At 55.0% G+C, this 19,370-nt stretch carries 19 protein-coding genes, 1 tRNA gene and 1 riboswitch; of the genes, 14 read left to right on the top strand and 6 right to left on the bottom strand.

What is annotated here, in order from left to right:
• Positions 1 to 49: 49 nt before the first annotated feature.
• The 3 genes from HGT1_RS09930 to dxs are packed head-to-tail and all read left to right on the top strand — an operon-like array spanning position 50 to position 3,129.
• Positions 50 to 292 (top strand): exodeoxyribonuclease VII small subunit, encoded by a 243-nt coding sequence (locus HGT1_RS09930; protein WP_176249791.1) that lies wholly within the window; start codon positions 50 to 52, stop codon positions 290 to 292.
• On the top strand, positions 279 to 1,184 hold the full coding sequence (locus tag HGT1_RS09935) for a polyprenyl synthetase family protein (protein ID WP_176249792.1): 906 nt from the start codon (positions 279 to 281) through the stop codon (positions 1,182 to 1,184). Before HGT1_RS09930 ends, HGT1_RS09935 begins: the two co-directional genes overlap by 14 nt.
• Positions 1,185 to 1,200: 16 nt before the next feature.
• A complete protein-coding gene (gene dxs, locus HGT1_RS09940; protein ID WP_176249793.1) occupies positions 1,201 to 3,129 on the top strand; it encodes a 1-deoxy-D-xylulose-5-phosphate synthase in 1,929 nt (642 codons plus the stop codon).
• Positions 3,130 to 3,148: 19 nt separating this feature from the next.
• On the opposite strand, the gene HGT1_RS09945 is transcribed toward dxs, so the two are convergent.
• Complete coding sequence (locus tag HGT1_RS09945; RefSeq protein WP_176249794.1) at positions 3,149 to 3,583, bottom strand: 6,7-dimethyl-8-ribityllumazine synthase; 435 nt, start codon at positions 3,581 to 3,583, stop codon at positions 3,149 to 3,151.
• An 82-nt stretch (positions 3,584 to 3,665) separates the two neighbouring features.
• Positions 3,666 to 3,819: riboswitch (FMN riboswitch) on the bottom strand.
• Between the two features lie 66 nt (positions 3,820 to 3,885).
• Between HGT1_RS09945 and HGT1_RS09950 the strand changes: the two genes are divergently transcribed.
• From HGT1_RS09950 to HGT1_RS09970, 5 genes are all read left to right on the top strand, one after another.
• Complete coding sequence (locus tag HGT1_RS09950) at positions 3,886 to 4,509, top strand: FMN-binding negative transcriptional regulator (protein WP_176249807.1); 624 nt, start codon at positions 3,886 to 3,888, stop codon at positions 4,507 to 4,509.
• Between the two features lie 66 nt (positions 4,510 to 4,575).
• The gene (locus HGT1_RS09955; RefSeq protein WP_176249795.1) at positions 4,576 to 5,187 is read left to right on the top strand and encodes a glutathione S-transferase; all 612 of its coding nucleotides are present in this window, start codon (positions 4,576 to 4,578) and stop codon (positions 5,185 to 5,187) included.
• Between the two features lie 176 nt (positions 5,188 to 5,363).
• Entirely contained in the window at positions 5,364 to 5,924 is a 561-nt protein-coding gene (gene petA / locus HGT1_RS09960; protein WP_176249796.1) for a ubiquinol-cytochrome c reductase iron-sulfur subunit, read from the top strand.
• A gap of 12 nt (positions 5,925 to 5,936) precedes the next feature.
• Positions 5,937 to 7,280, top strand: coding sequence for a cytochrome b (petB, locus tag HGT1_RS09965; protein ID WP_176249797.1), 1,344 nt, complete (start codon positions 5,937 to 5,939; stop codon positions 7,278 to 7,280).
• A gap of 5 nt (positions 7,281 to 7,285) precedes the next feature.
• Entirely contained in the window at positions 7,286 to 8,134 is an 849-nt protein-coding gene (locus HGT1_RS09970; RefSeq protein WP_176249798.1) for a cytochrome c1, read from the top strand.
• A 325-nt stretch (positions 8,135 to 8,459) separates the two neighbouring features.
• Here the strand turns inward: HGT1_RS09970 and HGT1_RS09975 are convergent, their stop codons facing one another.
• The 3 genes from HGT1_RS09975 to dapF all read right to left on the bottom strand — a co-directional run bounded on the left by HGT1_RS09975 (position 8,460) and on the right by dapF (position 11,379).
• Complete coding sequence (locus HGT1_RS09975) at positions 8,460 to 9,068, bottom strand: Crp/Fnr family transcriptional regulator (RefSeq protein WP_176249808.1); 609 nt, start codon at positions 9,066 to 9,068, stop codon at positions 8,460 to 8,462.
• Positions 9,069 to 9,256: 188 nt separating this feature from the next.
• On the bottom strand, positions 9,257 to 10,513 hold the full coding sequence (gene mtaB / locus HGT1_RS09980; RefSeq protein WP_176249799.1) for a tRNA (N(6)-L-threonylcarbamoyladenosine(37)-C(2))-methylthiotransferase MtaB: 1,257 nt from the start codon (positions 10,511 to 10,513) through the stop codon (positions 9,257 to 9,259).
• Positions 10,510 to 11,379: a diaminopimelate epimerase gene (gene dapF / locus HGT1_RS09985; protein WP_176249800.1), complete on the bottom strand. Its 870-nt coding sequence runs from the start codon at positions 11,377 to 11,379 to the stop codon at positions 10,510 to 10,512. Before dapF ends, mtaB begins: the two co-directional genes overlap by 4 nt.
• A gap of 117 nt (positions 11,380 to 11,496) precedes the next feature.
• On the opposite strand from dapF, the gene HGT1_RS09990 reads away from it, so the two are divergent.
• A tRNA-Lys gene (locus HGT1_RS09990) sits at positions 11,497 to 11,572 on the top strand.
• Between the two features lie 223 nt (positions 11,573 to 11,795).
• Here the strand turns inward: HGT1_RS09990 and HGT1_RS09995 are convergent.
• Both HGT1_RS09995 and HGT1_RS10000 read right to left on the bottom strand, forming a co-directional pair.
• A complete protein-coding gene (locus tag HGT1_RS09995; protein WP_176249801.1) occupies positions 11,796 to 12,890 on the bottom strand; it encodes a tyrosine-type recombinase/integrase in 1,095 nt (364 codons plus the stop codon).
• A 217-nt stretch (positions 12,891 to 13,107) separates the two neighbouring features.
• Complete coding sequence (locus tag HGT1_RS10000) at positions 13,108 to 13,326, bottom strand: hypothetical protein (RefSeq protein ID WP_176249802.1); 219 nt, start codon at positions 13,324 to 13,326, stop codon at positions 13,108 to 13,110.
• A gap of 175 nt (positions 13,327 to 13,501) precedes the next feature.
• On the opposite strand from HGT1_RS10000, the gene HGT1_RS10005 reads away from it, so the two are divergent.
• The 5 genes from HGT1_RS10005 to HGT1_RS10025 are packed head-to-tail and all read left to right on the top strand — an operon-like array spanning position 13,502 to position 19,200.
• A complete protein-coding gene (locus HGT1_RS10005; protein WP_176249803.1) occupies positions 13,502 to 13,936 on the top strand; it encodes a helix-turn-helix domain-containing protein in 435 nt (144 codons plus the stop codon).
• Positions 13,936 to 14,550 carry a hypothetical protein gene (locus HGT1_RS10010; RefSeq protein ID WP_176249804.1) on the top strand — a complete coding sequence of 205 codons (615 nt, stop codon included), beginning with the start codon at positions 13,936 to 13,938 and terminating at the stop codon, positions 14,548 to 14,550. The genes HGT1_RS10005 and HGT1_RS10010 overlap by 1 nt, the downstream gene beginning before the upstream one ends.
• On the top strand, positions 14,547 to 15,191 hold the full coding sequence (locus HGT1_RS10015) for an SAM-dependent DNA methyltransferase (RefSeq protein ID WP_176249805.1): 645 nt from the start codon (positions 14,547 to 14,549) through the stop codon (positions 15,189 to 15,191). Before HGT1_RS10010 ends, HGT1_RS10015 begins: the two co-directional genes overlap by 4 nt.
• On the top strand, positions 15,188 to 16,711 hold the full coding sequence (locus HGT1_RS10020; RefSeq protein WP_217902981.1) for an Eco57I restriction-modification methylase domain-containing protein: 1,524 nt from the start codon (positions 15,188 to 15,190) through the stop codon (positions 16,709 to 16,711). The genes HGT1_RS10015 and HGT1_RS10020 overlap by 4 nt, the downstream gene beginning before the upstream one ends.
• Positions 16,711 to 19,200: a GIY-YIG nuclease family protein gene (locus HGT1_RS10025; RefSeq protein ID WP_176249806.1), complete on the top strand. Its 2,490-nt coding sequence runs from the start codon at positions 16,711 to 16,713 to the stop codon at positions 19,198 to 19,200. Before HGT1_RS10020 ends, HGT1_RS10025 begins: the two co-directional genes overlap by 1 nt.
• Positions 19,201 to 19,370 lie beyond the last annotated feature (170 nt).

Consider the following 19,370-nt stretch of genomic DNA (forward strand, 5'->3'; position numbering starts at 1 on the left):
CTTGTCGGGCTATGGTTGTGGCAGAATTGGTTGATGGGGTTTGGCAGAGATGACGGAAACTGCGGTAGAAGAAATGAGCTTTGAAGCGGCGATGGCCGAGCTTGAAAAGGTATTGGGCCAGCTGGAGCGCGGCGATGTGGCGCTGGATGAGAGCATTGCGTTGTACGAACGTGGTGCCGCGCTGAAGAAGCGGTGCGAAACCAAGCTGAAGGAAGCGGAAGAGAAAGTCGCGCAGATCACCTTGGACGGGGATGGAAATCCGGCAGGGGTGACGGCTGTTGACGGGGTTTGACATCCACTCAGAGCAAGACCTGGCGGCGCGGCCATTTGATGTGACGTTGCGCCATGCGGCGGATCTGGCTGCGGGGCAGATTTTGCACGGGCTTGCCGGTGTGGATGGCACCATCGCCGAGGCGATGCGCTATGCTGTTACCGGTGGCAAAGGGCTGCGCGCGTTTTTTGTGATCGAGAGCGCGCGGCTGCACGGTATTTTGGATGCGCAGGCCGCACCTTGCGCCGGTGCAATCGAGGCGCTGCATGCCTATTCGCTGGTGCATGACGATATGCCCTGTATGGATGATGACGCCTTGCGACGGGGCCAGCCCACGGTTCATCTGAAGTGGGACGAAGCGACGGCCGTTCTGGCCGGGGATGCCTTGCAGGCATTAGCGTTTGAACTGGTTGCAAGTGCCGGGTGCACGGATGGTGCGCGTGTCGCGTTGATCGCAGGGTTGGCGCGGGCGTCTGGGGTGCGCGGGATGGTCGGCGGGCAAGCGATGGATATCGCCGCCGAGACGGCCAGTCAGCCGTTGAGCCTTGGGCAGATCACCGATTTGCAAGCGGGCAAGACCGGCGCGCTGATTGAGTGGGCTGCAACCGCCGGGCCGGTTATGGCGGGCGATGATGCCGGCCCGCTGGCGCGATATGCCCGTGATCTTGGGCTTGCTTTTCAGATTGCTGACGACATCTTGGATGTTGAGGGTGACGCGGCGACCGTGGGCAAAGCTGTCGGCAAGGATGCGGGTGCGGGCAAGGCGACATTCGTATCATTGCTGGGGCTAGGCCCGGCCAAAACGCGGGCGCGCGAGCTGGTGCAATCGGCTTGTGATGCCTTGGCACCTTACGGCGACGACGCAGAAACCTTGCGAGAAGCGGCACGCTTCGTTATTGCGCGCAAAAGCTGATCCGGCGGAGGGCCAGATGACCGATAGACCCAAGACACCATTGCTGGACCGTGTGGCGCGCCCTGCAGACCTCAAGCAGTTTTCTGATGCCGAGTTGGTCAAGCTCGCGGATGAAGTCCGTGCGGAGACAATTTCGGCGGTTTCGGAAACCGGTGGCCATTTGGGTGCCGGGCTGGGTGTTGTCGAGCTGACGGTTGCCTTGCATGCGGTGTTTGACACGCCGCGAGACAAGCTGGTTTGGGATGTGGGGCACCAGTGTTACCCGCATAAGATTTTGACCGAGCGGCGCGATCGCATCCGTACCTTGCGGATGAAGGACGGGTTGAGCGGTTTCACCAAGCGCAGCGAATCCCCCTATGACCCGTTTGGCGCGGCGCATAGCTCGACCTCGATTTCTGCCGCTTTGGGTTTTGCCGTGGCGCGTGATCTGGGCGGTGTTGTCCCCGAAGGCCTTGGCGATGCGATTGCGGTGATTGGCGACGGGTCCATGTCTGCCGGCATGGCCTATGAGGCGATGAACAACGCGGGCCACTTGAAAAAGCGGATGTTCGTGATCTTGAACGACAACGAGATGTCGATTGCCCCGCCTGTGGGTGCGATGTCTGCCTATCTTAGCCGTCTATATGCCGAAGAGCCGTTTCAGGACTTCAAAGCGGCCGCCAAGGGCGCGGTCAGTCTTTTGCCCGGCCCGTTCCGCGAGGGGGCAAAGCGCGCCAAGGATATGCTGAAAGGCATGACCGTTGGCGGGACATTGTTCGAGCAGTTGGGCTTTTCCTATTTGGGGCCCATCGACGGGCATGATCTGAACCAGTTGTTGCCGGTATTGCGCACGGTCAAGGCACGGGCGACAGGGCCGACGCTGATCCATGTGATTACCAAAAAGGGCAAGGGCTACGGCCCGGCCGAGGCCGCCCGCGACAAAGGGCATGCCACGGCCAGGTTCAATGTTCTGACCGGCGAGCAGAAGAAAGCACCGTCGAATGCGCCGAGCTATACGCGGGTCTTTGCGGATAGTTTGATCGCCGAGGCCGCGAAGGACGACAAGATTTGCGCGGTCACGGCAGCCATGCCCGATGGCACCGGGCTGAACCTGTTTGCAGAACGCTACCCCAGCCGGTGCTTTGATGTGGGTATTGCCGAACAGCATGGCGTGACGTTTTCAGCCGCCCTAGCTGCGGGCGGGATGAAGCCGTTTTGCACGATGTATTCGACGTTCTTGCAGCGCGGGTATGATCAGGTTGTTCATGACGTTGCGATCCAGCGGTTGCCGGTGCGTTTCGCGATTGACCGTGCCGGGTTGGTCGGGGCCGATGGCGCGACCCATGCCGGTGCATTTGATGTGGCGTTTCTGGCGAACTTGCCGGGGATGGTCGTGATGGCCGCCGCTGACGAGGCAGAGCTGGTCCATATGGTTGCCACGGCTGCCGCCCATGATGACGGGCCGATTGCGTTCCGGTTTCCGCGCGGCGAGGGCAATGGCGTTGACATGCCAGAACGCGGTGTGCCGCTTGAGATCGGCAAGGGCCGGATCATCGCGCAGGGCAAGCGCGTGGCGCTGCTGTCCTTCGGGACCCGTCTGGCAGAAGTCGAAAAGGCCGCCGAAGCGTTGCGCGCCAAGGGCATCACACCGACGATCGCAGATGCACGATTTGCCAAGCCATTGGACCGCGACATGATTCTGACGCTGGCGGCAGAACACGAGGCGCTGATCACCATTGAGGAAGGCGCTGTCGGCGGCTTCGGCAGTCACGTGGCGCAGCTTTTGTCGGATGAGGGCGTGTTTGACGAAGGGCTGAAATATCGGTCGATGGTCTTGCCGGACATCTTTATCGATCAGGCGAGCCCTGCCGATATGTATGCGATTGCTGGCATGAACGCCGAACAGATCGAAGCCAAGGTGCTGGACGTTCTGGGTATTGCCAGCATTGCGGCGCAGCGGGCCTGACGCAAAGGCCCGCGCAGTTTTAGGCGTCCAGCAACTGACGGGCGGCAACAACGCCTAGCGCTGCAGAAGCGGCCTCGCGGCCCTTTTCCACGAAATGCGCGCGATAGATGGCGTTGTGGTGGTCGGTTTCCTGATAGTGATGCGGTGTCAGGGATACGGACAGAACCGGCACGCCGGTGTCCAGCCCCACACGCATCAGGCCATCGACAACGGCTGAAGCGACAAAATCGTGACGATAGATGCCGCCATCCACGACAAATGCCGCGCAGATGATGGCATCGTATTTCCCTGATTTTGCAAGCGTTTGCGCCATCAAGGGCATCTCGAACGCGCCGGGCACATCGACCACGTCGATCTGGGCAGCCGGGATGGTTTCGGAAAACCCGTCATAGGCACGATCAACGATATCGGCATGCCAACGGGCTTTGATAAAGGCGTAGCGGGTGTGTGTCATAGTGATCTCCTTTATTTCGTCAGCGACACAAGTCACCCAAGGCGATCACGGTTGCGAACGGCCCCGGTTTGGGTCCGCACAAACGCATTCTCTTTCATCCGGACTATGACCGTCGGCTCTGGCATCTCACCAGATCTGCTGACCAACCGCACCTTTCGGGGCAGTCGCGCTCGCGGGCTGGTGGCGCAAGGCCACATACCGCCGGTGGGGAATTGCACCCCGCCCTGAGAATATGCACAAGTTGCCAAGGTGGGGGCGGGTCTGCAATACCAAAAGTGATTTAGATGGAAAGGCTCGCTACGATGCACCCCAACCCGATTTACCATGATGCCGACACCGCCAAAAACATCGCCTTTGCCCGCGAGCGGGGGTTCGGCGTGCTTGTCGCCAATGCGGAGGCGGGTCCGCTGATGTCACATGTGCCGTTTCTGCTGAACGATGCGGGTGATATCGCTGACCTGCATCTGGTGCGGTCAAATCCGATCGCGCGGGCGCTGGCCGAACCGGTCAAGGTAAAGTTGGCCGTTGTCGGGGGCGATACATATATCTCGCCCGACTGGTACGGGGTCGATGATCAAGTGCCGACCTGGAATTACGTCGCGGTGCATTTGACCGGGGTTCTGGAATTGCGGCCCGCAGATGAACTGCTGGACCTGCTGGACCGTCAGTCGGCAGCTTACGAGGGCAGGCTGCTGCCCAAGAAGCCCTGGACGACCGGCAAGATGCAAGACGAGACGATGGCCAAGCTGATGCGGATGATTGTGCCGTGCCGCATGACGATCACCGGCGTGGATGGCACCTGGAAACTGTCCCAGAACAAAACCGATGAGGTGCGTCTTGCGGCAGCGGAGGGAGTTGCAGCGCATGGATTTGGGTCCGAAACGGTTCTCATCGCCGAAATGATGCGTGACGCGATCGGAGGCTGACAAACAAGAGATTGCGCCAGATGGCTTTGCCCGTGATAGTCGGCGCAACTCTTGGAGGAGACAACGATGAAGCTCTATTATTCCCCGACCTCGCCCTATGTTCGCAAAGTGATGGTTTTGCTGCACGAAACCGGTCAGATCGACGATGTGACCCTCGAAACGATGGCGACCACACCTTTGGCACCGGATGCGGCATTGTTGTCGAAAAACCCGCTGACCAAAGTGCCGGCGCTTGAACGCAACGAGGGGCCGACGCTGTATGACAGCCGTGTGATCTGCGCCTATCTGGATGATCGGGCAGGTAACAAACTGTACCCGACAGGCGCGCGCCGCTGGGATACCCTGACGCTTGAGGCGACCGCGGATGGCATTCTGGATGCCGCGTTGTCGATGGTTTACGAACTGCGGATGCGCCCCGTAGACAAACAGATGCCGGAATGGATCGAAGGCCAGTGGGGCAAGATCGAACGCGCGGTTGCGGCCTTGAACACCCGCTGGGTCAGTCAGTTGTCCGGCCCGCTGGATATGGGTCAGATTGCGGTGGCTTGTGCGCTTGGCTATCTGGATTTCCGACACGATGCGCGAAACTGGCGCAAAGGGAATGATGCGCTGGCGAACTGGGCGAAAACTTTTGATTCGCGCCCTTCAATGCAGGCAACCGTCCCGCCGGCTGCATAAATTAACAAAATTTCTGGGTTTAAATACCATTGAACCCCTACCTGCGACTGTTTGCACGTCAAAGGCATCTGGACGTGCGCAGTCCATAAGGCTAGTAAACAATAGAACTGCGGGTGGCGTGTTTTCGCCACCCCTTGGATTAATGGCCTTTTTGGCCCTCGATTTGGAGTTAACCCGTGTCCCAAGCAGAAGATCACGCAGGCACCCGGAGGGATTTCCTCTACTACGCCACGGCAGGTACAGGTGCGGTCGCCGTTGGCGCGGCTGTTTGGCCTTTGGTCAATCAAATGAACCCATCCGCTGATGTGAAGGCCTTGTCTTCCATTCGCGTTGATGTTTCCGAGGTTGAGCCGGGCACACAGTTGACGGTCAAGTGGTTGGGCAAGCCTGTCTTTATCCGCCGCCGCACCGAAGACGAAATCGCCAAAGGTCGTGCGGTCGAAATGTCCGACCTGCCAGATCAGGGCGCAGAAAACGCGAACATCGCAGCGGATGCACCCGCAACCGATGAAAACCGCGCAATGGTTGGCAAGGAAGACTGGCTGGTCATGATGGGCGTATGTACGCACCTTGGCTGTGTGCCTTTGGGCGACGCCGGTGAGTTTGGCGGCTGGTTCTGCCCGTGCCACGGATCGCACTATGACACCGCGGGTCGTATCCGCAAAGGGCCAGCACCACGCAACCTGCCGGTGCCAATTGCAGAATTCGTGGACGAAACCACGATTAAACTGGGTTAAGGGAGAACTAGAATGGCTGGAATTCCTCACGACCATTACGAGCCAAAATCAAACGGCGAAAAGTGGCTAGACCGCCGCCTGCCGATTGTTGGGCTGCTGTATAACACATTGATGATCCCGACACCCAAGAACCTGAACTGGATGTGGATCTGGGGCATCGTTCTGACATTCTGTCTGGCGCTGCAAATCATTACCGGTATCGTTCTGGCGATGCACTACACACCGCATGTCGATCGGGCGTTTGCCTCGGTTGAACACATCATGCGTGACGTGAACGGCGGCTATATGCTGCGCTACATGCACGCAAACGGCGCTTCGCTGTTCTTTATTGCTGTATATGCCCACATTTTCCGCGGCCTGTACTACGGTTCATACAAGGCACCACGCGAAGTGACGTGGATCATCGGCATGCTGATCTATCTGTTGATGATGGGTACTGCGTTCATGGGCTACGTGCTTCCATGGGGTCAGATGTCCTTCTGGGGTGCGACTGTTATCACCGGCCTGTTCGGCGCTGTGCCCTTCGTCGGCGAAGCGATCCAAACCCTGCTTTTGGGTGGTCCAGCGGTTGATAACGCAACGCTGAACCGTTTCTTCAGCCTTCACTATCTGTTCCCGTTTGTCATCGCGGGTCTGGTCATCGTTCATATCTGGGCGTTCCACACCACAGGCAACAACAACCCAACCGGTGTTGAAGTCCGTCGTGGTTCGAAAGAAGAAGCAGAGAAAGACACACTGCCCTTCTGGCCCTACTTCGTGATGAAAGACCTGTTCGCGCTGGCCGTGATCCTGGTTATCTTCTTTGCCATCGTCGGCTTTATGCCAAACTACCTTGGTCACCCCGACAACTACATCGAAGCGAACCCGCTTTCGACACCTGCGCATATCGTTCCTGAATGGTACTTCCTGCCGTTCTACGCAATCTTGCGCGCCTTTACTGCCGAAGTCTGGGTTGTTCAGATCGCGTCCTTCGTGACCGGCGGTATCATCGACGCCAAGTTCTTTGGTGTGTTGGCAATGTTCGGTGCGATTATCGTGATGGCATTGGTACCTTGGCTGGACACATCAAGCGTTCGCTCGGGCCGGTATCGTCCGATGTTCAAGTGGTGGTTTGCCCTGCTGGTCGTCGACTTCTTTGCGCTGATGTGGCTGGGTGCCATGCCTGCCGAAGAACCCTACGCAAGCTTTTCGTTGATCGCTTCTGCCTATTGGTTCGGCTACTTCCTGATCATCATGCCGCTGCTTGGCGTGATCGAGAAACCATTGGCGCAGCCCGACACCATCGAAGCCGATTTTTCGTCGCACTATGACGCGAAAACTGGCGGCACCAAGACGCTGGTCAACCCAGCAGAGTAAGGACCATGACAATGATCAAGAAAATTCTCATATCGGCTGTTGTCGCCCTGGGCCTTACTGGGTCTGCCGCTTATGCGGCGGGTGGTGCAGCGCATGTCGAAGACTTCGACTTCTCTTTCGAAGGCCCGTTTGGGGCCTACGACACCAACCAGCTTCAGCGTGGTCTTCATATCTACACCGAAGTCTGTGCGGCGTGCCACGGTCTGAAATTCGTGCCGTTGCGCACCTTGGGTGATGATGGCGGCCCACAGCTGCCAGAAGACCAGGTACGGGCCTATTCGGAACGCTACGAAGTATTCGACGGCGAGCTTGACGATTTCCGTCCGGCAACTCCGGTTGACCACTTCCCCGCTTCAGCACTTGAGAACGCGCCCGACCTTAGCCTGATGGCCAAGAAGCGCGCTGGTTTCCACGGCCCTTACGGTTTGGGGATCAACCAGTTCGTCAAAGGCATCGGCGGACCGGAATACATCGCGTCCCTGATGGTTGGTTACGAAGAAGCGCCAGAATGCGCGCCCGAGGATTTCCCGGGGTCTTATAACAAAGCGTTCCCAAATGGCGGTATCCCTGATTCGTGCAAAGACGAGCATGGCCATTCCATGGTCGAGGGCAGCTGGATTTCGATGTCGCAGCCGCTTTATGGCGATGATGTCGAGTATTCGGACGGTCACGAAGCCGATCTGCACCACGAGGCAATGGATGTTGCAGCCTTCCTGATGTGGACAGCCGAGCCAAAGATGATGGCACGCAAACAGGCAGGTTTCGCAGGCGTGATCTTTCTGACGCTTCTGTCGGTCCTGTTGTACCTCACAAACAAGCGTCTCTGGGCTCCGATTAAACACAAGGAAGACTGATTTCTCAGTCTTTGCTTACCAACAAATAAAGCCTTCTGGATTGTAATGATCCAGAAGGCTTTTTTGTTTGTGCGAAGTGGGAGACTCCATGAAGAATACAAACAATTTGGTGGTTAAAGAGAGAGAAGAGCAAGCATCCAGATTAATTGAATGCCAATGGCTAAGGTGGGTAACTACCTCGACCGACTCTGTCCCTCTATGCCTCTAAAACGGACAGACATCATCCTGACTAGAAGAATGACTGTTGTCGTCGGCCCGATGTCTTCAATGTATTTAGAAGTAGTTAAGTGGCGCTCAAGGGTCTGTGATCTTGGTCACATATGAGTCAAATTAGTTCAGAATATGCCATTTTTCTGAGATTTTCTTGCTCGAGAATGCGCAAAGACCCGCGCCCCAGATCGATCACACCATTGCGTTTCCACACTGCCAGCGTTTTCGATACGGATTCACGCGTGGCCCCTACAAATTCCGCCAGTTCTGCCTGTGAGAGCTTGATCGTGTGCGTTTGCGTCCCGCCATTTGACGAAAGATACAGTATCTTTTGCGCCAGCCGCGCGGGCAGTGGCAAAAACACCTGATCCCGCAATTGTTGCCCCATCCACCGCATACGCCGCCCGGCAAGCTGGATCATATCAACGCCCAGTTCGGGCCGCTTGTTCAGCGCCGCCAGGACATCCCTGTTCTTGATCCCCCAGACGGTCGCGTTTTCGGTGGCCGTAACCGTGGCCGTCCTTGGGCCGGGATCAAACAAGGCGATTTCGCCGAAAATGGCACCTTCGTGCATGACATCCAGGATCAACCTGCGCCCGTCCGATGACAACACGCTGAATTCTAACGATCCGCTGCCGATGGCAAAGAGCGTTTCACCCGGGTCGTCCTGCGCAAAGAGGATTTCCCCTTTGGTCAATGATTGCTCGGAGGCCAATTCGATCATCAGTTCCTTCAGCGCCTCTGAGGCGTTGGACAGAAAGCCGTTCTCGATCAATGTCGCCAGGTCTTTTGAGGTGGCATGGGGCAATCGTGGTGTTCCAATTCCTGCAAAAGGTCCGAGTTTCGGTAACCATCTAGAAACTCAAGCAGAAAGGCAATCGCGGGGTGAAAGCCGCCAACCAATGTAAACGGTTAGCGGACCAGCAAATGCGACCCGGAATGGCCCAGAATTTCTGCCTCGACGATGCTGCCTTCGGTCTGGGGGGCGGCAAAACGGGTTTCGGTAAACTGTTCCGTGCGCCCCATTGTCGGGCTTTCCAGCAATATCCGATGAACCCGGCCCTTTTGCGCGTTCAGATGCTTGGCGACCTGACGGTCTCCGGCATCCCGCAACTGTGCTGCGCGCACCTTGATCACGGCACCATTGACGGCGGGCATACGTGCCGCAGGCGTCCCTTGTCGGGCCGAATAGGGAAAGACATGCAGCCACGTCAGGTCGCATTCATCCACCAGCTTTAGGGAATTTTCGAACATCGCATCGGTTTCGGTCGGGAAACCCGCGATAATATCCGCCCCAAAGGTCATGTCGGGCCGCAGTTTGCGCGCGTCTTCGGCAAAGCGGATCGCGTCGTCGCGCAGATGCCGCCGCTTCATCCGCTTAAGGATCATGTCATCCCCGTGTTGGAGGCTGAGATGCAGATGCGGCATCAAACGCGGCTCGGTGGCGATGGCCTGCATCAGGTTTTCGTCCACCTCGATCGAATCAATGGAGCTGATCCGCAAACGTGGCAAATCAGGGACCAATCGCAAAATGCGCATGACCAGATCCCCCAGTTTTGGTTCTGACGGCAGATCAGCGCCCCAACTGGTCAGGTCAACGCCGGTCAGCACGACCTCGTTAAAGCCCTTGTCGACCAGCCGCTTGATCTGGTCCACCACCACACCGGCTGGCACAGACCGTGAATTACCGCGCCCAAAGGGGATGATGCAGAACGTACAGCGATGGTCGCAGCCGTTCTGGACCTGAACATAGGCCCGGCTGCGCGTGCCAAACCCGTCAATCAGGTGACCGGCCGTTTCCGTGACCGACATAATGTCATCGACCTGCACGGCCTCGGATTCGCCAATGAAATCGGCGGCCAGCCCTTGCCACGTCGCCCCGACCATTTTTTCGGTATTGCCGATGACGGCGTCGACCTCGGCCATCTTGGCAAATGTGTCGGGTTCGGTCTGCGCGGCGCATCCGGTCACGATCAACCGTGCATTCGGATTGGCCTTGCGCAGTTTGCGGATGTCCTGGCGCGCCTTGCGCACCGCTTCGGCGGTGACGGCGCAGGTGTTCACGATCACGGCGTTTTGCAGCCCTGCCTGTTGGGCAAGATCTTTCATCGCCTCGGTCTCATAGGCATTCAGGCGGCAGCCGTGGTTTGAAAAGATCGGCGCGGTCATTTTACGCTATCCAGAAATTCAGGGGTCAGCACGCCGCTGAAAACATGCGCGGTCGGTCCGGTCATCCAGACGCCATCCTCGCGCCAGTCGATCTGCAACGTACCCCCGTCAAGGTCGATGCGCACCTTGCGCCCTGTCAGGCCCCTACGGGCCGCTGCAACGGCCGTGGCGCAACTGGACGACCCGGAGGCAAGGGTGACGCCCACACCACGTTCCCAGACGCGCATACGGATGTGATCGGTGCCAATGACCTGTGCAACCTGAACATTGGTACGTTCGGGGTATAGCGGGTGATGTTCAGTGCCGGGGCCGAACTGTTCCAGATCGACAGCGGCCACGTCTTCGACAAAAAACGTGCAATGCGGATTACCCATTCCGGTGGCTGTAGGTGCGCCGTCGATGGGCAATTCCAATGTATCCATTGCGTGGGCCAGGGGGATGTCCTGCCACTCAAGCTGCGGCTGGCCCATATTGACCGATGTCAGCCCGTTGCCCATGTCCAGCGCCGCCAGATCACCGCGATCGGTGGTCAGGTGCAGCGATGACTTGCCGGTTTCGTCCATCAGGAACCGCGCAATGCAGCGGGTCGCATTTCCACAAGCTGCCGACAGGGACCCGTCAGAGTTATAGAACGTCAGATGCGCATCGCCTGTCCCGTTGCTGATCACGGCCAGTTGGTCAAACCCCACGCCAAAATGGCGATGCCCGACCGCCTGGGCCAAAGCGGGGGTCACCTGAAACAAATCCCCTCGCGCGGCCGGCACGACAGATTCGCGTGCGGCCGGCACGACAGATTCGCGTGCGTCCAGCACGACAAAGTCGTTTCCCAGCCCATGCATTTTCATAAAGGGCAAACCGTTGGTCATATCGCTGTACATTTGGCGCATATAACGCGGCGAATGAAACTTATCCAGCATGTGCGGAATATTTCGTACGTTAAGGGCTTGACCCCACCGCCCCACCTTTCTAGTAAGCCGCCTAGTGGGCCTGTAGCTCAGTTGGTAGAGCAACTGACTTTTAATCAGTAGGTCTCCGGTTCGAACCCGGACGGGCTCACCATTTTTATCAACGGCTTAGATAAAAATGAAAATTACACTGGTTTTTCCAACGCATCGCAGACCGCCAAACCAACCGCCTGCGAAGCGTTGATTTCTAACCACAACTGCACCCCGACGCCTTGCGCGGGGTTTTGCGTTTTCCATCTGCCTGTCATGTTTTAGATGGTGATCCCGGCTGGGTTCGAACCAGCAACCTGCCCCTTAGGAGGGAACCGTTCATAGCATTATTCCTTCTTTGATTTCTGCTGCTTGGGTGTTTGTACAGGGTCTTCCTGTACATGGTTTGTACGAAAACGGGCCCTGACATCGGCCTCATCCGTCTCCGCATGGGCATAAATACGCATCGGCAAATTGGGGTCAGCCCAGCGACCAGCTTTGGCCGCAGTTACGGGATCGACACCCTGCCGGACAACTAATTCAGTGAAGAACCCATGACGCCCTGCTTGGTGCGCGGAAAGATATTGGATGCCTGCACGCTTACAGATTGTCTTCCAGCGTGTGTTGTACCCGGTCGAGCTGCCATAGCCAAAAACGCGCGGCTTCATGAATTTACCGGTCTTGCGGTTCTTGGGTCGCTTTGGTGGCAAGGCCAGCAGTTCGTCCATCATCTCTGGCGATACCGTGATCCAGCTCTCGGGGTGTCCCTTCTGGGCCTTTACCCTTACCTTGTTCTCGGCGGGCCGCAGATCATGAGGCTCTAACGAAACAGCCTGATCGATCCGCGCCGCCGTCTCGAACATAAACCGAACCAGCGCCGCGTTGTATGGATCAGCTGCGCTACAGAACGCCTCGATCCACTCCTTGTCCGCCGGGGTACGCTCAACGCGGCTCGGCTTGTCGCGCAGTTTGTCCTGCGAAATACGTTCAAATTTATCATAGGGCTTTACGCGGATCAGAGGCGTCCCCAACAACTGGTGTGCATTATTGATGACAGCGCTTGCTGGAACAATAATTTCCCTCCACCAAGTATCGGTCGATGCCATCGGCTTCCATTCTGGCCCAAACCCCTTCAACAAAGCGCCTGTGATGGCCGTCAGCGGCATGGCCCCAATCTCTTTAACAATTGGAATGAGTCGCTCAGCGTCTTCTTTGGAGGCGTTGTAGAGCAGGATCGCGTCAGAAAAGGTTTTGCTGATCTCGTCGCCGACAACATGTCGACGTATCTGCATTTCAGTTTCAATCGCTACCCAGTCCCGTGCGCCCGCCTCTGTAGATGCCTTAGTGCTTCGCCGGTATGGGCCTGCGATCCGCCTGCCGTTGTACTCGACCCAACCCTTAGCCCAGTAGAAGCGACCCCTCTTGTAGATTTGGAGCGGCATGACTGACCTCCTTCAAAAATCGTGTCGATCTGCGCGGGTGTGATCAGCATGGTCCGCCCAAGCCGATAAAATGCGCCTGTATCATTCGCTCGTTCGCGAAGCGTCCGCTCGGAAATCTCGATGCCTAAGCCCGCCATGACTTCGACCCATTGAGCGGGCGTCTTTCCAAGCCCGAGGATTTGCGAGCTGTCAGCGTGTTCAACATTTTGCATTACCTTCATCCCTTCCTGCCACTGCTTGCGCATTTGGGCTCGGCCTTAACGGTGAAGAGGGCAACATACTTTTCCCACGCTCCGCTCGGAATCTTCGGGTTACGTTTTCCCGGTGCCGTGTAGATGTGGTCCAACATGTCTTCGCGGATCAGATAACGAACGTTGGTCACCGGAATGCCAACTCGCTCTGCTAGCTCTTTGGGTGTTTCGAGAAGTTTGGTCATGCTTCACCTCATGTTCATGTTGACCACAAAACGAAGCGAAAGATTCTGTTTTGCCTTCAGGATCAAACAAAAGTACGCTGAAGGTGGATCAAACAAACGCATCGCCACTATTTGTGGTTATCTCTTACAGATATAACCAGCATTGTGGTCAATGCAACCATTAAGAGGGTTGTGCATGACTATCATGGGCCTAGGAGACCGTCTTTCGGCGGTAAGAAGCCAAGCGCACCTCTCCCAGGAGGAGATGGCGCAGAGACTCGAGATCAGCCGTAGCGCTTATCAATACTATGAGCGTGGTCAGCGGGATCTGACAGGCTCGCTGCTTCTAAAGATATTCCAAGAGTTCGATGTTGACCCTCTCTGGATGCTGGAAGGTGACACCGAAACTGGCAAAAGCAGACGCCACGATGAGGTGACACAAGCCTACCGAAAGATTGGCCTCGCGGTTGAACACCGCATTAGCGAACGCAGATTGGCAGTAACGCCCGAAAAGAGGTGGGACGCCATTGATTTCCTGTTTGCAGAATTTCTCAACACGGACGCGTTGGTTGGTGAAAATCACGCGCCGGACACAAGGCGGATCGATAGCATATTGGGATTGGTTGCATAATGACTGACACTGATTTTTCAACAAATATTCATGTGCTAAAACCGCGAACGGTCTCAGTCTCAGAGAAGTTAGATCAATTTCTTGAAGAGCACAGGTTGACCCCGGCCATTGCTATGTCGAAGCCAAGAAGGTCACGCCCAATTGCAAGCAACATCAACGCTATGAGCTGCGATGAGTGCGGTGACGTTGAATATCTAACTCGCGATTTTTGCCGTTGTGGCCATTACCTGCGCGGTCAGCTGGAAGACGAATACATCGAGTGGGAAAAGGAGATACAAGCGGACCATATCGAACTCTCGGATTCTGTGTCGCGCAAGTTGAAGCCCGTACGCTACATAGTTCTTGTAAGCATACTCTTTCTAGTGGTGCCCTTGCTCTATCTGAGCCTGTGGCCAGAACATTTCACGCTCAAGTCATTCCTTTGGTTGATACCTGGGGTCGTCATCGGTGGTGGATCTGCATTTGTTGAGAAACACATGGATAAGCCAGTGCAGGAAAGCGAGAAATTTCTGCAAAACCACACATTCGAGACTTTCATTGAACAAAGGTTTTTCCGCCAGCTAAAAGCAGTTAGCGAGCTTTCGATTGAAGCGCAGAACGGCTCGATCAGATGACAAACCAGATAAAAAACAAGGGAAGAGTAGCAGACCACGGCGAGGTGTTTACGGCCAGTCGCGAAGTGAACGCGATGCTGGACCTTGTTGAGCACGAAACGCTACGCATTGACTCACGCTTCCTCGAGCCAGCTTGCGGGGACGGTAATTTTCTGGCGCCTGTTTTGGAGCGCAAACTGGAGGTCGTCAAACAGCGGTACGGTAGAGTCCAGTTCGACTTCGAACGCAACGCGATCATAGCCATATCGAGCGTCTATGGGGTCGATATCCTCAGCGACAATGTCGAAGAGTGCCGGTCTCGGTTGTTTGGGATATTTGAAGTCTGCTACCGAGAATGCTTTGCAGACAAAATTAAGCCTGAGTGCTTAAGGAGCGCCCAAGTCATCCTTGGAAAGAACATCCTTTGGGGCGACGCTCTTTCACTACTGAAATCAGACGGGAGCGGTGCGCCGATCGTTTTCACAGAATGGACAGCAGTGAATGGCCGGAAGATCAAGCGCCGCGAATATACGCTAGCGAACCTACTGGCGTACCAGCCGATGGAAGAAGCCAACTTGTTCTCAGACTTAGGGGATGAGGCATTCATTCCCAAGCCTATCAAAGACTACCCATTGATTGATTTTTTGGAGATCGTTGATTGATCCTTTCTCAAAGCCACAACCCTGATGTACTGACTTGTTTGGCGAACCTGAGCAACGATGAGGTCTTCACTCCGCCTTCGTTCGTAAACCGAATGCTTGATGAGCTGCCCCCGTCTCTATGGTCAAACCCTAATGCAACTTTCCTTGACCCTTTCACCAAGACCGGTGTTTTTCTCAGGGAAATTGCCAAACGCTTGAATGTTGGATTGAAAGACTCGATCCCTGACGATCAAGAGCGTCTGGACCACATCCTCTCAAAGCAGATTTTCGGCATCGCTCTGACAGAATTGACAGCTCTGCTGGCAAGACGCAGCCTATATTGCTCGAAGTTGGCAGACGGCCAATACTCCATTTGCTCGGCCTTCGACGATGACACTGGAAATGTTGTTTACGAAAACCGAACACACACCTGGAAGAAGGGCAAATGTACATACTGCAGCGCTTCGCAAAAGGAATATGAACGTTCAAGTGAGCTTGAAAACTACGCTTATCTGCTTGTGCATCATGACAAACCTGAGGAAATATTTGACGTGAAATTTGACGTGATCATAGGCAATCCACCCTACCAATTGTCTGATGGCGGGCATGGAGCTAGCGCCAGTCCAATCTATCATAAGTTTGTAGAGCAGGCCAAGAAACTCAATCCTTCGTACTTATCGATGGTAATCCCAGCCCGCTGGTACTCCGGCGGAAAGGGCTTGGACGGCTTCAGAGCAGATATGCTAGGGGATCGGCGAATTCGAAAAATTGTAGACTATCCCAAACTCTATGATGCTTTCCCCGGCGTGAAAATTCGCGGCGGAATTTGCTACTTCTTGTGGGAAAAGAACTACGACGGAAGATGCCAAGTTCAGACCATGTGGGATGGGGAACCGCTCGGGGAGCCGGTAGAAAGATTCTTGAACGAATACGACGTCTTGGTGCGCCGCAATGAAGCAGTTTCAATCCTCAACAAGGTTCGCGCATACAGGGAGCGCGGAAAACCGGAAAAAACCTTTGAGACGCAAGTTTCCAGCTCAAAGCCATTCGGCTTTCGTACAAACTTTCATGGAAAATCTGCTCCAGACAAGCTGAAAAACCCAATTAAGCTTCATGGGTCACAGCGTATTTCTTGGTTGGAGCGCGAGGAGATTTCACAGAATTCTGATTGGATAGATGACTGGAAAGTTCTGATGAGCGCGGTTCAAGGAACTAGCGCAGCAGTTGAGACAAAATTCCTGAGCAATCCAATCATTTCAGGTCCCGGCGAAATTTGCACTGAGACCTATGTCGTTGCGGGAAGATTTGATAACCGTGCAGAGGCGGAACACTGCGCGAGCTATCTAAGAACACGTTTCGCAAGGTTTTTTGTGTCACTGCGCAAAGCTGCACAGCATGCCTCTAGAGACGTCTATGCTTTCGTACCGCTAGTCCCGTTAGATAGAGAATGGACGGACCAAGACCTCTATCGGCGATACAAGCTAGAGAAGGCAGAAATTGACTTCATTGAAGCAATGGTCAAGCCAATGGGCGGCTCTTGATGGCCGACCAACTTTTCCCAGAAAAGGCAGATGTTCAGCCGAAGATTTACGCCTACACTGACAGCAACCCGACCTATGACGGATTGCTGAAAATTGGCTTCACCACAAAGGAAGTCGCGGATCGAGTGGCCCAACAATATCCTACCAAGCGGCCAGGGAAGTCTCCTTACAAGATCGTCTTTGAAGACACTGCTATGCGGAACGATGGCAGCGCCTTTACGGACAAAGATGTGCATCGGTTTTTGAAGAAGGCGGGCTTTCACAACCCAGATGGCGAATGGTTCAAGTGTACGGTTAAAGACGTTGCCGCCGCGGTCATTTCCATCGCCAACGGCGAAGAAAAATTTATTGCGCGCGACCTCAACTTCGCCATGCGACCCGAACAGTTGGCCGCCGTGGACAAAACGATTGCCTACTTCTCATCCTATAAACAGGAGAATCCGCGCGACACCCCACACTTCCTATGGAACGCCAAGATGCGGTTCGGGAAGACTTTTGCCTCATACCAGCTTGCCAAGAAGATGGGCTGGTCGAAGATCCTTGTTCTTACCTTCAAGCCTGCAGTCCAGAACGCTTGGGAAGAAGATCTACTTTCTCACGTCGACTTCGACGGTTGGCAGTTCACCTCACGCAACGGCATCCCGTTCGAAGAGATCAATACAAGCCAACCATTTGTGTGCTTTGGTTCGTTTCAGGACTACCTCGGCAAGAACAGCGCGGGGGGTATCAAACCCAAGAATGAATGGGTCCACACGACCAACTGGGACTGCGTGATCTTCGACGAGTACCACTATGGCGCATGGCGCGAGAACGCAAAGGAGCTGTTCGAAAGTGAGGGCTCGCGAGAGCGGAAAGAACAAATTGGCGAAGCCATCGACTACTTCGATCAAGGCAATCTGCCCATTACCACAGACGCCTACCTTTACCTCTCAGGCACCCCATTTCGGGCAATCGAATCTGGTGAGTTCATCGAGGAGCAGATTTACAACTGGACGTACTCGGATGAACAAAGGGCCAAGACAGAATGGAAGGGGCCAGACAACCCCTACGCTGCCCTGCCGCGTATGGTCTTGATGACATATCAGCTGCCTGACGACATTTCAGCGGTTGCAGCTGGAGGCGAGTTTGATGGCTTTGATCTGAACGCATTCTTCGCCGTCAGCGGTACTGGGCCAAGTGCTATCTTCAAGTACAAGGATGAAGTTCAAAAGTGGCTGGATTTGATCCGAGGTGCGCATCTTCCGACCGCAACTGACAGCTTAAAGCTGGGTGGCAAGAAGCCACCGCTTCCGTTTTCAGATGGACGCTTGCTAAGTGTTTTGAATCACACGTTTTGGTTCTTGCCTACAGTCGCATCATGTCAGGCCATGAAGAACCTATTGGAAGAACGGCAAAACACCTTTTATCACGACTATAAAGTTGTTGTCGCTGCCGGAAACGGCGCTGGAATGGGCGTGAAAGCACTCGACCCCGTCTTGGCCGCGATGCAAGATCCGCTTGAGGGCAAAAGCATCACGTTGTCCTGCGGAAAGCTTACCACTGGTGTATCAGTTAAACCCTGGACTGGTATCTTCATGCTCCGCAACTCGTCTAGCCCTGAGACCTACTTTCAAGCGGCTTTCCGTGTGCAAACGCCATGGGCCATTAAGAACCCAGATGGCAACTCCCCAAACCAACAAGAAATTATCAAGAAAGAATGCTATGTATTTGATTTCGCGCCAAATCGCGCTTTATCTCAAATCGCGGACTATAGCTGCCGATTGAACGTAGGCGAGAGCAATCCAGAGAAAAAGGTCGAGGAATTCATCAACTTTCTGCCGGTTCTGGCATACGACGGCAGCTCGATGAAGCAGCTCGATGCCACCGCAATCTTGGACATTGCAATGAGTGGAACCTCGGCAACGCTGCTGGCGCGACGTTGGGAAAGCGCGCTCTTGGTCAATGTCGATAATGGTACCTTGTCCCGTTTGATGCAAAACGAAAAGGCTATGGAAGCCCTGATGAGGATCGAGGGCTTTCGGTCTCTGAACAGTGAGATTGAAACAATCATCAACAAGTCCGAAAGCATAAAGAAGGCCAAGAAGGAGGCGAGTGACCGCGATCTTACAAAAAAAGAGAAAAAGCAGCTCTCCGATGATGAAAAAGAGTTCAAAAGCCTGCGGAAACAGATACAGGAAAAATTGATTAAATTCGCGACACGTATCCCCGTCTTCATGTATCTGACTGACTATCGTGAGCGCAGTCTGAAAGACGTCATCACACAACTTGAACCAGGTTTGTTCAAGAAAGTGACCGGGTTAAACGTTGAGGATTTCGAGCTTTTGGTCAGTCTTGATGTCTTCAACAGTAGTCTGATGAATGATGCGGTGTACAAGTTCAAACGCTACGAAGACTCGAGCCTAAACTACGCCGGGTTTTCGAAACATCAGGGGGCTAATATCGGCCTTTTCGATACCGTTGTTACTGCAGACGATGTCCCGGGAGCTTAATCACATTCCGCGTACCAAAGGCCTGTCTTTGGACGGCAAGGGGACACATGGGGGCTCATCGAGCTTTTTCTGGGCTGATTCTGAGATCTAGTGTTGGATGTCACTTAAAACTGACCCGGTAGAGGTCAGAATTGTCACTGAGAAATGACCCATGTGCAACCGTGAGCCTG

The sequence above is a fragment of the Sulfitobacter sp. HGT1 genome (genome assembly GCF_013282155.1).
Taxonomy (GTDB): Bacteria; Pseudomonadota; Alphaproteobacteria; order Rhodobacterales; family Rhodobacteraceae; genus Sulfitobacter.

Coding starts and splice junctions, on each gene's coding strand:
- petB (WP_176249797.1), top strand. CDS start 5,937: ATGGCTGGAATTCCTCACGACCATTACGAGCCAAAATCAAACGGCGAA.
- mtaB (WP_176249799.1), bottom strand. CDS start 10,513: ATGACCGCGCCGATCTTTTCAAACCACGGCTGCCGCCTGAATGCCTAT.
- HGT1_RS10010 (WP_176249804.1), top strand. CDS start 13,936: ATGACTGACACTGATTTTTCAACAAATATTCATGTGCTAAAACCGCGA.
- HGT1_RS10005 (WP_176249803.1), top strand. CDS start 13,502: ATGACTATCATGGGCCTAGGAGACCGTCTTTCGGCGGTAAGAAGCCAA.
- dapF (WP_176249800.1), bottom strand. CDS start 11,379: ATGACCAACGGTTTGCCCTTTATGAAAATGCATGGGCTGGGAAACGAC.
- HGT1_RS09930 (WP_176249791.1), top strand. CDS start 50: ATGACGGAAACTGCGGTAGAAGAAATGAGCTTTGAAGCGGCGATGGCC.
- HGT1_RS09945 (WP_176249794.1), bottom strand. CDS start 3,583: ATGACACACACCCGCTACGCCTTTATCAAAGCCCGTTGGCATGCCGAT.
- HGT1_RS09970 (WP_176249798.1), top strand. CDS start 7,286: ATGACAATGATCAAGAAAATTCTCATATCGGCTGTTGTCGCCCTGGGC.
- HGT1_RS09950 (WP_176249807.1), top strand. CDS start 3,886: ATGCACCCCAACCCGATTTACCATGATGCCGACACCGCCAAAAACATC.
- HGT1_RS10015 (WP_176249805.1), top strand. CDS start 14,547: ATGACAAACCAGATAAAAAACAAGGGAAGAGTAGCAGACCACGGCGAG.
- HGT1_RS09975 (WP_176249808.1), bottom strand. CDS start 9,068: ATGATCGAATTGGCCTCCGAGCAATCATTGACCAAAGGGGAAATCCTC.
- dxs (WP_176249793.1), top strand. CDS start 1,201: ATGACCGATAGACCCAAGACACCATTGCTGGACCGTGTGGCGCGCCCT.
- HGT1_RS09995 (WP_176249801.1), bottom strand. CDS start 12,890: ATGCCGCTCCAAATCTACAAGAGGGGTCGCTTCTACTGGGCTAAGGGT.
- HGT1_RS09955 (WP_176249795.1), top strand. CDS start 4,576: ATGAAGCTCTATTATTCCCCGACCTCGCCCTATGTTCGCAAAGTGATG.
- HGT1_RS10000 (WP_176249802.1), bottom strand. CDS start 13,326: ATGACCAAACTTCTCGAAACACCCAAAGAGCTAGCAGAGCGAGTTGGC.
- HGT1_RS10025 (WP_176249806.1), top strand. CDS start 16,711: ATGGCCGACCAACTTTTCCCAGAAAAGGCAGATGTTCAGCCGAAGATT.